General features: G+C 45.3%; 13 protein-coding genes. 2 read left to right on the top strand and 11 right to left on the bottom strand.

The features are described from left to right. Nucleotides 1-84: 84 nt before the first annotated feature. The 4 genes from ASG33_RS09185 to ASG33_RS09170 are packed head-to-tail and all read right to left on the bottom strand — an operon-like array spanning nt 85 to nt 4360. On the bottom strand, nt 85-717 hold the full coding sequence (locus ASG33_RS09185; RefSeq protein ID WP_056282926.1) for a hypothetical protein: 633 nt from the start codon (nt 715-717) through the stop codon (nt 85-87). Nucleotides 718-740: 23 nt separating this feature from the next. Beyond that, a complete protein-coding gene (locus tag ASG33_RS09180) occupies nt 741-1355 on the bottom strand; it encodes a hypothetical protein (protein ID WP_056282923.1) in 615 nt (204 codons plus the stop codon). Between the two features lie 33 nt (nt 1356-1388). Next, on the bottom strand, nt 1389-2651 hold the full coding sequence (locus ASG33_RS09175) for a phenylacetate--CoA ligase family protein (protein WP_056282920.1): 1263 nt from the start codon (nt 2649-2651) through the stop codon (nt 1389-1391). Beyond that, a complete protein-coding gene (locus ASG33_RS09170) occupies nt 2651-4360 on the bottom strand; it encodes a C45 family peptidase (protein ID WP_056282916.1) in 1710 nt (569 codons plus the stop codon). Before ASG33_RS09170 ends, ASG33_RS09175 begins: the two co-directional genes overlap by 1 nt. Before the next feature lie 61 nt (nt 4361-4421). Here ASG33_RS09170 and ASG33_RS09165 point away from each other — a divergent pair, with 61 nt between their 5' ends. Together ASG33_RS09165 and ASG33_RS09160 are read left to right on the top strand one after the other, a co-directional pair. After that, nucleotides 4422-5048, top strand: coding sequence for a 4'-phosphopantetheinyl transferase superfamily protein (locus tag ASG33_RS09165; protein ID WP_056282913.1), 627 nt, complete (start codon nt 4422-4424; stop codon nt 5046-5048). Nucleotides 5049-5077: 29 nt separating this feature from the next. Further along, entirely contained in the window at nt 5078-7552 is a 2475-nt protein-coding gene (locus ASG33_RS09160; RefSeq protein ID WP_056282910.1) for a PIG-L family deacetylase, read from the top strand. A 3-nt stretch (nt 7553-7555) separates the two neighbouring features. Here ASG33_RS09160 and ASG33_RS09155 read toward each other — a convergent pair whose 3' ends face one another. The 7 genes from ASG33_RS09155 to sufD form a co-directional block, all read right to left on the bottom strand. After that, a complete protein-coding gene (locus tag ASG33_RS09155; protein ID WP_056282907.1) occupies nt 7556-8665 on the bottom strand; it encodes a VWA domain-containing protein in 1110 nt (369 codons plus the stop codon). An 87-nt stretch (nt 8666-8752) separates the two neighbouring features. Continuing rightward, nucleotides 8753-9181 (bottom strand): BrxA/BrxB family bacilliredoxin, encoded by a 429-nt coding sequence (locus ASG33_RS09150; RefSeq protein ID WP_056282904.1) that lies wholly within the window; start codon nt 9179-9181, stop codon nt 8753-8755. Between the two features lie 174 nt (nt 9182-9355). Next, the gene (locus ASG33_RS09145) at nt 9356-9667 is read right to left on the bottom strand and encodes an SUF system Fe-S cluster assembly protein (RefSeq protein ID WP_056282901.1); all 312 of its coding nucleotides are present in this window, start codon (nt 9665-9667) and stop codon (nt 9356-9358) included. 28 nt (nt 9668-9695) lie between these two features. After that, the gene (locus tag ASG33_RS09140) at nt 9696-10127 is read right to left on the bottom strand and encodes a SufE family protein (RefSeq protein ID WP_056282898.1); all 432 of its coding nucleotides are present in this window, start codon (nt 10125-10127) and stop codon (nt 9696-9698) included. An 11-nt stretch (nt 10128-10138) separates the two neighbouring features. Then, on the bottom strand, nt 10139-10519 hold the full coding sequence (locus ASG33_RS09135) for a DUF5618 family protein (protein WP_056282895.1): 381 nt from the start codon (nt 10517-10519) through the stop codon (nt 10139-10141). A gap of 44 nt (nt 10520-10563) precedes the next feature. Continuing rightward, nucleotides 10564-11790, bottom strand: a complete 1227-nt coding sequence (locus ASG33_RS09130) for a cysteine desulfurase (RefSeq protein WP_056282892.1) — start codon at nt 11788-11790, stop codon at nt 10564-10566. Nucleotides 11791-11871: 81 nt separating this feature from the next. Next, complete coding sequence (gene sufD / locus ASG33_RS09125; protein WP_056282889.1) at nt 11872-13191, bottom strand: Fe-S cluster assembly protein SufD; 1320 nt, start codon at nt 13189-13191, stop codon at nt 11872-11874. Between the last annotated feature and the right edge of the window lie 27 nt (nt 13192-13218).

Raw genomic sequence — 13218 nt, 5'->3', positions numbered from 1 at the left:
GCAAACAAATCACAGCTTATCAGGTAACATGATGGTATCGGTATTGAATTCTGAGCTTTAAAAATAAGCAATTCTATTTATTTCTCAGCCTTTAAAAGTCTTGCTCCACTTCTTGTACAGCTTGGAGTCAATCTCCTGGTTAATCTTGTAAACGGCGCCGGCCCAGTAATTCCTGAACCCGAAACCGCCTGCTTTTCCTTCAACGTGCTCGGTATAAAGCACCTTTTTTGTGCTCAGATCAATGAATGTAACCCAGGCAGTCATTTTCTCGGCAGTCTTGCTCAGATTTTCCACAACGTACACGATACCAATGCCGTCTTTCTCGCTGAGCGCGTATTTGGCTACTGATTTTTTGACCTGATCTTCTGTGATACTGTTTGCTGTTTCAGTAATATTCTCAGCCACATTAACTGACTTGTTGAACTTCACCATATCCTCCACTTTGGACACATACTGGCCGTCACTCAGATTAAATGCCTTTTGAAGTGAGAATTTTTTCGGCTCCATTTCGATCAGATTGTTCCAGCTCACGATATGCTGGTTCTGGATTGCTGTGGGATCTGTGAAGCCTACGGAACCCACATACTTGGCCTGCGTAAAATCAAGTCCGAGAAAAACGACTTTTGCTTTTCCGGCAAAAAGGTCGGCCATGGTATGATCGGCCCAAGCGGCGGCGGCATTGCAAAGCAGCAACGCAAAAAGTACTAACTTCTTCATAACCTGAGGTATTGAGTGAATAACTACTTAAGTTTCTTTTCTAGAAATGCAGCCAGTGACTTCCCTGCTTTGGCATAGGATTCGGCCAAACGCGCGCCGGTATCGAAGTCCATTCCGAAAGCCACAGCGCCTGGTACATTCCTCATCGCCAGCTCAGCAACCTTACCAGACTTGTTATTGGATTCCACCACGTCAATTTCGTAATCAATATATGCATTCCTGCGCATTACACCCACATTGAAGCCGGGCTCGACAAACTTGGTACGCACGATCATGGTATACGCCGCATCAGGACGGGATTGTACAATCTGCAAACCTTTGTCTTCCATTCCCTTATTAAACAGCTCTTCGAACTTGGGCTCGAAACGGTTTTTGCGGTCATCAACCCAGGCTTTTTTCCAGGCATCTCCCTTACCCGACTCCTTCGCATTGTACTCAGCGGCTTTTTTATCAAGATATTCCTGCTCAGTGGCAAACTTCCCTACTCCGAAGCTGGAATAATCGTACTTAACATTAACAATTTTCTGTCCCGATAACACGGCGACATCTCCGGAACGCGCCTCTACTCTCTGGGCGATTGAAGCATTGGAACTCAGGGCAACCATAGCGACTACGGATGCAAAAACGAACTTTTTCATGGACTGATTGATGTATATTTAAATAATAGAGGATCAAATATATATCAATTTTTCAGGTTTGCGTTTTTCCTGACGGAAGATTCGGAGCGAGAGTTCTTCAGCGGTTATAAACTCAAAAACGGGAGTTACCCTGAGCCGTGATTTAAACAATGAATGGAGCATTTCACGGAAGGCCGGCGTGTGTAAATGCATGGCCAGCAGTACAGTTATCTCATCATTCCCAAACTCGTTTTTAGATACCACAACCTGGTACAGCTCTACTTCCCTCACCATATCAAGTACATCGAAAATAGCGGGCGGGAAAATGGTTGTCCCTTTAAATTTGATCATCTGCTGCTTCCTGCCGACAACCGGGCCAAGCCGCGGACTCGTGCGGCCACACGCGCACGGACTATAATATACATGACAAAGATCTCCCGTTTTGTAACGGAGCAGCGGCATACCTTCTACTCCCAGGGTTGTAACAACTACTTCCCCAAGTCCACCCTCCTCCATTGCCTTACCCTGCTCATCCACTACTTCAAGGATCAACAGGTCCGGATTCAAATGCCCGCCTTTTCCTTCACCACATTCAGTAAATGCGGCGCCCATTTCGGTGGATGCATAGGTAGAAAACAATTTCACATTCCATTGCGAAGTGATCCTTTTCCCCAATTCATTATATGTAAAATCAGGATTGCGGATCGGCTCACCGATGCAGATGATCGACTGAATACTCGAAGACTGAAAATCAATATTGTTGGCGAGTGCATAGTCTATTAATCTTGGAATAAACGAAGGTATCGCAATGATGACCGTGGGAGAAAAGCGCTGGATTGACTCCCATTGCAGGTAAGGTGCACCCGGACCGACGCGGATCATACCTGCGCCCATCTTCCGCGCGCCCATCCAGTAGGCAAGTCCGGCCATAAACCGGCGGTCGATAGTGGTCATTAACTGGTAAATATCGCGCTCACTTCCACCCGCGCATTTGAAAGACTCCGCTTCGTTTGTAGCCAGTCTTTCAATATCCGAATCTGTCAGGTAAAATGCGACCGGATCGCTAAGTGTACCGGAGGTTGTCACATAATCCGCTATCCTGCTTTTAGGTACACAAAGAAAATCATCATTCGCAGCCGCCAGATCATCTTTCGTTGTGAATGGAAGTGAGGAAAGATCTGCAATTTTAAATACAGCTTCAATATCAACACCGTGCTCCCGAAAAACCCGCTGGTAATAAGGGGAATGGTCACTTACGTAAGACAACAAATATTTTAGGCGGTTATCCTGCGCCTCACGGTATGCTATTTGACTCATTAACTATCTCTTTTATAATAGAACCCTGACCGCTTGCTTTTTCTGCAGTCCGATATTTTTTGCTCAATGCCGTGTTCTTCGCGGATCGAAGCCACGTCCATTTTAAGCGCCTGCCGATAGTAGCCGACAGCCTTCTTATTCTCTTCTTTGGCTTTAAAATAATCGCCCAGGGCTACATAGGTTGTGTAGCTTTTAGGGTTACTCGCTATGAAACTTTTCTCCGCAGCAGGTGTCAGCTCAAATGGAATCCCCATCATCACAAACTTCGTAATCTTCTGCCGTGTTTCTTTAAACGCTTCAAATTTGCGGTAATCCGGCGATTGCAGGAATGGATCTTCACTGATCATTTGAGCACTTTCCTGATTGATCTTACCAGCAAAAACATCATTCAGGTTGTAATGAATGAATGCACCGAGCTGGTAAGGCGGCGTCGAGATCCACATTTCCTTTTGTTCCGGTTTGAAAAGGATACCATGGTGCGCGATCAGCTGATTGAGCGATTTTGCATTTCCATATCCGATAAACTTGTCATCAATCCCGTTCTTGTCCCGCAAAATAGCCGCAGCCTCATTCACGTCCAGCGGATAAGAACGTTCCATTAACTGTGTCATACGGTCAAACCGCGCTTTGGAGTCAGAGGTAGCAATGTTCCGGATGTTTACAGAATCGCTTGTAAATGTGCTGCCCTGGTAATGATTGGCGCAAACGAGGTAATCTTTTCCTGATTCATACACATCCATTTTCTGAGGCGACTTTTCAATAATCACCGCCTTCTTGTCGGCCGCAGAGCCGATCAGCAGCGACTCCGACACGAAAGTCTCGCTTCGCTGCGCGATTTTCGTTGCTTCTTCAATATTGGAAGCATATTGCAGGATTTCCCGCGCGAGAATGGAAATAGGTTCTTTGGCAGTAAATGGAACATCCGATTTGGACGCATTTAATGTAACAGTTACACCTTTTTCATTCATCCCGGACACTACCCCCGTTAACCCGGCCCAGGAGTAAGAGGCAAATTTATATCCTTTATCAGGTTTCATAAAGACGATCAACTTGTCCTCTGCAAATGCATCGCCCATATAAAAGTCAAAGTTGCGCGCGATCAACAAAGTTGAATCGCTGGACAAGCCATTCTTGACCGCAAAAGAAGTACAGCCCACTACTACATTCATGTCCGCCAGTGCGTGACCAATATCATGCGCCGCGTGGTAGTTCATGATACGGTAATATTTGGGCGCTATGTAGTTGAACTGATCCGAGAATGACTGGGAAACGCCATAAATCTCCTGCTGGTTTTCCTCCGGGATGTATTTATAAATGTCCCGGTTAAACCAGCCTACGAAACCTTTCAGTACCTGCAAAAACATGGAACTCGGGATCAACTCCTTGATTTGTCCCACGAAATGCACTTCCTGCTTCTCCATTAACTCCTTTGCGAGTACGCCGTAAATCAATCCTCGCTCGTAAGGCGCACCTTCCAGGTACATTTCCCAAATCCCGTGCTTATTCTTTTTCAGCCAGCAGTTACCCACTGCATAATGGTCTTTCCCAAGCTGTACACGTTTGTAACTTTCGGGAGTTTTATTACTTTCAATTTTTGGGGCAGGAAGATTGATCCGCCACAGGAAGAGCCCGAACAAGATTCCGATCACCAATAGGAAAATGGAAAGCGCTTTAAGAACGGATCTGGCTATTTTGTTTTTAGGCCACATAAGGAAATGCAATGCGCAGACAATAGATACGCAGCTGTTTTATGATCAAAATTAACGATTAATGCCAATTTGTTGTATAAAAACCATTTCACCGAAAGCCCGGCTTGGACTTTGGCACATGACCGAAACCTGGCAGGAGCTGCGGAGCCTGGTTAACCTTCCTGAGGAGGCATTTGCACAATTAAAAAGCATTTCAAAAGACAAAAGAAAACAAGAGTGGCTCGCCTGCCGCATGTTGATCCAGGAACTTACTTCCCGGCCGCCGGTTGTCAGGTACGATACCAACAGGAAACCGCATATTCCCGATAGTTCTTACCAGCTGTCAATGTCGCATTCAGGTGATTTTGCAGCTATATATCTGGCTGACGAACAATTGGTTGGTACAGATATCCAGCAAATGAAACCTTCCATTTCAAAAGGAATTGACTATTTTTTGAATGAAGAAGAGCAACAATGGATCAATGCAGCTGACAATCTTTTGCTGCACCTGATCTGGTCAGCCAAGGAATCCGCATTCAAGTATGCCGGCGACGCTGAGCTCGATTTGAAAAAACACATTACGATAAAGCCTTTTAAAAGCAACCAAAATGGCCGATTTGAAGTTTTGCTTGCAAGTAAAGGTACAAACCAAACACTTCCAGTAGCTTACGATACCTTTGAAGATTACGTACTGACCTGGACACTATAATCCGGACCCAAGCCTTAACATAACCATCTATGCGCCGATTTTTTACGATTGTTCTTGCATTTACCTTCTTTACAGTCTCTGCTCAAAACCCCACCCTCTCTTCCAGCGAGATTTTCCAGAATATCAAAAAGCTCAATGTACTTGGCTCCGTACTTTACATTGCGGCCCACCCCGACGATGAGAATACATTGATGCTCTCTTATCTGTCCAAAGATCAGATGGTGCGAACCGGGTACCTGTCTTTAACGCGGGGCGACGGCGGACAAAACCTCATAGGTGCAGAGCAGGGCTACAATATCGGTGTGATCAGAACGCAGGAATTACTCGGAGCAAGGCGCATTGACGGCGCACAGCAGTTTTTTTCCAGAGCTTACGATTTTGGTTTTTCCAAAACGCGGGATGAAACCTTAAATTTCTGGGATGCTAAAAAAGTGCAGGGAGATGTGGTTTGGATGATCAGGAAATTTCGTCCCGACGTCATTATTACCCGGTTTCCACCTGACCCACGCGCAGGCCACGGACACCATCAGACTTCCGCGTACCTTGCTGAGGAAGGTTTCAAATTGGCAGCTGACCCGAATGCATATCCCGACCAGCTAAAATTTGTGAAACCCTGGCAAACAAAGCGCCTGGTTTGGAATACCTATACGCCCGGCTTTACTAACCAGCAACCTACGGGTGAAAAAAGCCCGTTTATTTCCATTGAAATCGGTGGTTACAATCCGGTTTTGGGAAAATCTTACACCGAAATCGCTGCGGAAAGCAGAAGTCAGCACAAGAGCCAGGGCTTCGGCAGCTCGCCTCAGCGGGGCGAGCGCATTGATTTTTTCCTTCATAAAGTTGGTCAACCTGCTCAGAAATCTCTTTTCGACGATGTGGATATCAGTTGGGAAAGAGTGAAGGGAAGTGAAAAAGTGCAGGCACTGTTAACACAGACAATCCGAAATTTTGCAGTCAACAAACCTTCTGCTTCCATTCCTGACCTGTTGAAAATCAATGCAGAGCTGAACAAGCTGGACACTTCAAATATTTACGTAAAAACGAAAAAGGACGAAATACGTGAACTGATCATTCAGTGTGCCGGACTTTGGTTTGAATCTAATCCGGCCGACTTTTCAGCAGTTGCGGGCGACGTAGCTGCGGTAAATGTATCCGTGATCAAAAGATCTGATTACCCTGTTAAGCTGGTTTCAATGAATTGGATCGGCAAAGACAAAGACAGCCTGCTGAACCTTTCGCTGAATGAAAATGAGCTTAATAATTTTGGGATAAAAACAAAGTTGCCCGAGACACTGAAACTCAGTCAGCCTTACTGGCTTGAAAAACCCATTGAAAAGGGAGTTTTCCAGATTGACAAACAAGAAGATATTGGCTTCCCGGAGAACCGGCCTGAGACAGTTACCACTTTTACATTCGAAATCGGCGGCCAGCTCTTTTCCATTCCACGGCCCTGGATTTACAAGTTTGCCGATCCGGCAGAAGGAGAAATTTACCGTCCATTCGAAATCCGGCCGGCAGTTACCACGACGATTGCAGAGCCAGTGTACATCTTTGCTTCGGCCGAGCCAAAAACGGTAACAATGGTAGTGGAGGCACAGAAAAGCAATGTGAGCGGGGTACTCAAACCGCAGATACCAGCTGGGTGGAAGTCTGTACCTGAATCTGCCACTTTTACATTGAGCAATAAGTACCAGCAGCAATACTTTTCATTTATCATCACGCCGCCGATCATTAACCAGGAAGTTTCGCTGAAAGCTGTTGCAACAGTAAATGGCGAGACTTTTGATAAATCTATCCGCACGATCGCGTACCGTCACATTCCGTCACAAACGATTTTCCCTGGTTCAGAGGCCAAACTGGCGAAAATTGACGTAAAAACAACTGCCAAAAACATCGGCTACATTGCAGGGGCTGGCGACGATGTTCCTACCGCATTGCGCCAGATGGATTGCCAGGTCACGATGCTGAATGCAAATGGACTGTCGAAAGACCTGAGTGTGTTTGACGCGATCGTTGTTGGTGTACGTGCATACAATACCGAAGATTACCTCACGAATTACCAGGGCAAACTGATGGAGTACGTGAAGAATGGAGGTACAATGGTAGTACAATACACTATACCCGGACAGAAAGTTAAAGAAATCGGTCCGTTCAAAATTGAGCTTGGGCGCGAGCGGGTAACAGAAGAAGATGCAGAAATGCGGTTTTTACAGCCAGACAGTCCAATTCTGAACTTCCCTAATAAGATTACTAAACAGGATTTTGAAGGCTGGATCCAGGAACGCGGTCTGTATTTTGCCCAGGATTGGGACAAGCAGAATTATAAGGCATTGTTTTCGGCCAATGATGAAACCGAGAGTGCGAAAGAAGGCAGCCTGCTTTATGCGCAATATGGAAAAGGCCACTACATTTATACTGGCCTTTCCTTTTTCCGTGAACTTCCTGCGGGTGTAACCGGCGCTTACCGCCTGTTCGCAAATATGATTTCAGTTGGCAAAAAATAGGTACTATTTCACGTTTTTGCGGCGGTTACGCTGGAAATCTTCGAGTACAAATCCTCCCAGTCCTTGCAGGTTGCTGTAATAAGCACGGCCATTGTTGACCTGCGTAAAATTTTGAACAAACTGTTTGAGGTAAGGATCGGTGGCGATCATAAAAGTAGTAACGGGGATATCCAGCCTGCGACATTGCGCAGCCAGCGTAAGTGTCTTGTTGATGATCTTACGGTCTAGTCCGAAGCTATTTTTATAATACCGGATTCCTTCTTTGAGGCAAGTTGGCTTTCCGTCGGTAATCATGAAAATCTGCTTATTCCGTGTCTTTTTGCGGCGCAGAATATCCATTGCGAGTTCAAGGCCTGCAACTGTATTGGTGTGGTAAGGCCCGACTTCGAGATAAGGTAAATCTTTGATCTGGATCTGCCAGGCATCATTTCCGAAGACAATAATGTCCAGCGAATCTTTCGGGTATTTGCTTCTGATCAACTCAGCGAGCGCCAATGCGACTTTTTTGGCTGGCGTAATACGGTCTTCACCATAAAGGATCATAGAGTGACTGATATCGATCATGACCACAGTCGCTGTCGTAGTTTTCTGCTCGCGCTCCACTACTTCCAGGTCATTTTCCATCAGCATAAAATCGCCGATTCCGTGGTTCACCTGTGCGTTTTTGATCGACTCCGTCATTGCAATCTGATCAAGTGTGTCACCAAACTGAAACTGGCGCACGTCGCTGCTAAGTTCATCCCCCACTCCCAAATGCGGGGTATGGTGGTTACCGCCCGATTTCGACCGTTTTAGTTTGCCGAATATCTCGTCCAATGCACTTTTCCGAATGCTCTTTTCAGCCTTCGGCGTCATGATCAGCTTGTTTTCACCTTCCTGCCGCTCTTCGGTGATGTAGCCTTTCTTTTTCAGATCGTCAAAAAAGTCGCCGATTCCGTAAGAATCGTTCGTCAGATTATATTGCCTGTCAAGCTCGCTGAGCCACGACATAGCTTCGCTTACGTCACCCGAAGTCATGAGTAACAGTTGCTGAAAAATGTCGAAAAGCTGCTCGAACTTGCTGTTAGCACCTTGCTCGGCGGGTATGAACTTGGAAAAACGATGTCCGCGCATGATTGTAAAAATAAAAAGGCTGTAAAAGATTCGGCTACTTCCAAGTTAATTGAAAGTAGCCGAATGTCAATGTTCTGATCTTCTTAACTATGCTTCCTCAGCACAAAACTCTTCGAACGCCATTTGCAAATGCTGAGCGATCATCTCAGCAGAGCGGCCTTCAATGTGGTGACGCTCTACAAAGTGGATCAGCTCTCCGTCTTTGAACAACGCCACTGCCGGCGATGATGGCGGATAAGGCAATGTATATTCGCGCATTTTCGCAGTTGCTTCCAAATCTGCTCCTGCAAATACAGTTGCAAGATGGTCAGGCTTGATTTCGCTGCGAGACAATGCCGCTCTCACACCAGGACGAGCAGCACCTGCTGCACAGCCACACACTGAGTTAATCACTACAAGTGCAGTTCCTTTTGTGTTTTGCATGAAGTTGTCTACTTCTTCAGCACTTGTAAGATCCTGAAAGCCAACGTTTACGAGTTCGGCTTTCATTGGGGCCACTAATTGCGGTGGATACATATTCTTTAATTTTTATGGTTATTTTTTGACTTCGGCTTTCAGCTGTCGGCTGTCAGCCACTTTTCTTTTATTTTAATGTCAGCAACAATAGCTGTTTCCAATTTATTACTTTATTAAAGCCGAGAACAGACGGTCAGTTTCTTCCTTAATTTCAAAGCCGACGGCCGAAGTAACCTACATAAACCCCAGCTCCAACTTTGCTTCTTCTGACATCATTTCGGTTGTATAAGGCGGATCGAAAGTCAGCTCTACGCTAACATCATTCACACCTTCCACCTCGCGGATTTTCTGCTCCACTTCACCAGGCAAAGTACCTGCAGAGGGGCATGATGGAGAAGTTAATGTCATGGAAACGAACACGTTATTTACCGGAAATACTTTCAAATCGTAAATCAGGCCGAGTTCATAAACATCCACGGGAATTTCCGGGTCATAAACAGTTTTAATAGCCCTAATTACTTCTTCCCGCAATTCTGAATCTGACATTGTTTTTGTTATTATCTGATGATTTCAATTATTCTGCATTGACAGACTTGGCCTGATAAGCGAATCCGTAGGCTTTCATCTGTTTCAACATCGCCGCGAGTCCATTGGATCTTGTCTGCGCCAGGTGCTGGTGTAAGCCGATCCTTTCCATAAAGTACAGATCAGCATTTGCGATTTCCTCCGGCGTATGTCCCGAAAGCACTTTTACCAGCATACTAACCAGACCGCGCACGATAATCGCATCACTGTCCGCCTCAAATTTCAACAAATCACCGTCCATGTAAGCATTAAGCCAAACCCTGGACTGGCAACCTTTAATGATATTATCCTCTGTTTTGTATTGTTCTTCCAGAGGAGGGAATTGCTTTCCGAGATCGATGATATACTCGTATTTGCTTTCCCAATCATCAAACAATTCAAAATCAGAAATTAGTTCGTCTTGTATCTCGTTTATCGTCATTGTAAATATTATTATGCGGCAGCAGTTTTGGTCTCTACCCAGTTAATCAGCGATTCAGCCAGCTTCAAGCCAGTTGCAGAAATATCGGCTGACTGATTTCCATCATAGCCCATTGATAAATGGAGCGTGTCGTACGCGGTATGAAAAGATGTTAACGCCTTCTTATCCAATTTCCCGATCTCCTGCAAATACCAGTCGACACTCTTTCTCCCTTTTCCTTTCACGCCGAGTAATCCATCCAACGCAACCAGTATTCCCGTATAAGCGGCATGTCCAGCCAACTTCACATACTTCTTATCCTGGTAAAAACCATCCTCTTTCTTTGCTTTTTCTCTTAAAATTTCCTTCGCATTATCGAGGTAACGCTTTGCCTCCTGAACTGAATTCTTCATAGATATGTGTATTTGTAAATTTGATGAGGCAGTAATCTACAACATTATCCAAGCATTCTTTTCACCTTATGAAGACCCTTTATCAGAAGGTTGATCTCTTCTTTCGTGTTGTAAACAGCAAATGACGCGCGGGAGGTTCCGGTAATGTTGAAGCGGCTCATTAATGGCTGCGTGCAGTGGTGGCCCGTGCGCACGGCAATACCCTGCTGATCCAGCAAGACACCAATATCCTGGTGGTGAATTCCGTCAATAACAAACGAAAGCACGCTCACCTTCTCTTTGGCCTGTCCGATGATCTTTAAGCCCTCAATCTCACGTACTGCCTCAGTAGCATATTTCAGGAGCTCATTCTCGTATGCAGCAATATTTGCTTTTCCCAATGTCTCCACATAATCGATCGCGTATTTTGCGGCAACTACATCCGCAATGTTCGGTGTACCGGCTTCAAACTTATACGGTAGCTCATTATAGGTTGTTTTCTCAAATGTCACTTCCTTAATCATCTCGCCACCACCACGGTAAGGCGGCATTGCATTGAGTAAATCCCTTTTACCATATAAGATCCCCATTCCGGTAGGACCGTAGATCTTATGCAAGGACAATGAATAAAAATCACAATCAAGATCCTGTACATCCAGGTGCAGGTGCGAGCTCGCCTGCGCGCCATCGAGCAGTACCTTCGCTCCTACCGCATGCGCTTTTTCAATGATCTCTTTTACCGGATTGATCGTTCCCAGCGAATTGGAAACGTGCACTACTGATACAAACTTCGTCCGTTCCGTAAGCAGCTTTTCATATTCATCCATCAGTAATTCACCCTCGTCGTTGATCGGGATCACTTTGAGAATGCAGCCTTTCTCCTCGCAAAGCATTTGCCAGGGAACAATGTTGGAGTGGTGCTCCATTGTTGAAATAATTACTTCATCGCCTTCTTTCAGGAATTTGCGACCATAAGTAGCAGCAACAAGATTGATCCCGTCGGTAGTACCGGAAGTAAATATGATCTCCTCGGAAAACTGCGCATTCAAAAACGCCTGCAAGCGCTTTCTGGATTGTTCGAAGGCAGACGTCGCCTTCTCGGCCAGGTGATGGATACCGCGATGGATATTCGCGTTATAGTGCTCATAATAGCCCGAAATCGCATCCAGTACAACCCGCGGCTTTTGCGTTGTCGCCGCATTATCGAAATACACAAGCTGCTTTCCATTTACTACCTCATTGAGGATCGGGAAATCTTTCCGGATGGATGATATATCAAAAGGAATATTCATGAGATGTTTTTTAAGAAAAATACCCAACCCAAAAAATTGAGCTGGGCAACAATAAGCTGTGTCCGGTCTGATTTCGGACGTTTATTTGGTAGCCAGCTTTTCAGCTATTACATTTTCCAGGTACTCTCTGATCGAATCAATTTTGATCTGGGAAACTACATCAGCGCAAAAAGCAAACATCAGCAGCGATAGCGCCTCTGAATGGGAAATACCTCTTGAACGCATGTAAAACAGTGCTTCTTCATCTATCTGCCCCGTTGTCGTTCCATGTGAACATTTCACATCATCCGCAAAAATTTCAAGCTGCGGCTTGGTGTTCATGGTAGCGTCGGGAGACAATACAATGTTTTTGCAGGATTGGAATGCATTCGTCTTCTGTGCGTCAGGACGAACGAAAATCTTTCCATTGAAAACACCTTTCGACCTGTCTCTCAGAATGCCTTTATATAATTCATTGCTGTTAGAATTCGGCTTGCGGTGATCAGCTGTGGTATGATTATCTACGTGCTGCACGCCGTCCGGGAAATAGAGACCATACATATACGCTTCACAACGTTCTCCGTCAATAACAATATTGAGGTTATTTCTGGTAAAACGTCCGTTCAAAGTAACGGTACCTGCGTAGAACTGCGAACGGTCAAGCATTCTTACCTGGGTTGTACCCACATGATATGCTTTGTCGCTCTCATTCTGCACTTTGTAGTATTCCACCCCTGCATCTTCACTTACATAAATCTCTGTTACTGCATTTGTAAATGAGCGCTCAGTACCCAATGTCCGGAAAGCTTCTGCCAGTTTCAAATGTGCATTGCGGCCAACTGAGATAATATTCCGTGGCTGGCTGCCAATGTTCTGACTTCTTGCGTCACTTACAAAACGGAGAATTACAGGATGCTCTACCGTTTTATTTTCAGGAACATGTATAAAAATCCCGTCGTGAGTAAAAGCGGTGTTCAGTTCAGTAAATGCATCGCCACTTTCACCAGCCAGCTCATTGAAAAAAGAATTGATCAGATCGGGATCATTCTTGATTGCATCTGACAGTGAGCTGATCGTCAGCTGGTCAGACGAAGAAACCAGCCTCGACAAACCAGCGTGGTAGTGTCCATTGACAAAATAGATAATATTGGCATCCTGCTCGGGAATTTTAAGATCTTCCAGGTCGCTCAGCTCAATATCACTTGCTGCATTGAAATTATATGATTCACTTACCAGTTCTTTCACGTTAGAGTATTTCCACTCTTCGTTCTTGATCGTTGGGAAGCCTAATTTATCAAACCTGGCCAATGCCGCACGTTTTTTCTGGTGAAGCGCAGACGCCGCTGCGCCGTTCATGACAGATTCACGTGCGTAAAAGTCTGTAACAAGCCGGGTTTTTAAATCTATTGTTTCGGTACTCATCGAATTTTTAATAAGGTACTTTAATGC

The organism is Dyadobacter sp. Leaf189, from assembly GCF_001424405.1.
Classification (GTDB): domain Bacteria; phylum Bacteroidota; class Bacteroidia; order Cytophagales; family Spirosomataceae; genus Dyadobacter.
The sequence above is the reverse complement of the archived record's forward strand: the minus strand, read 5'-3'. Positions and strand labels throughout refer to the sequence as shown.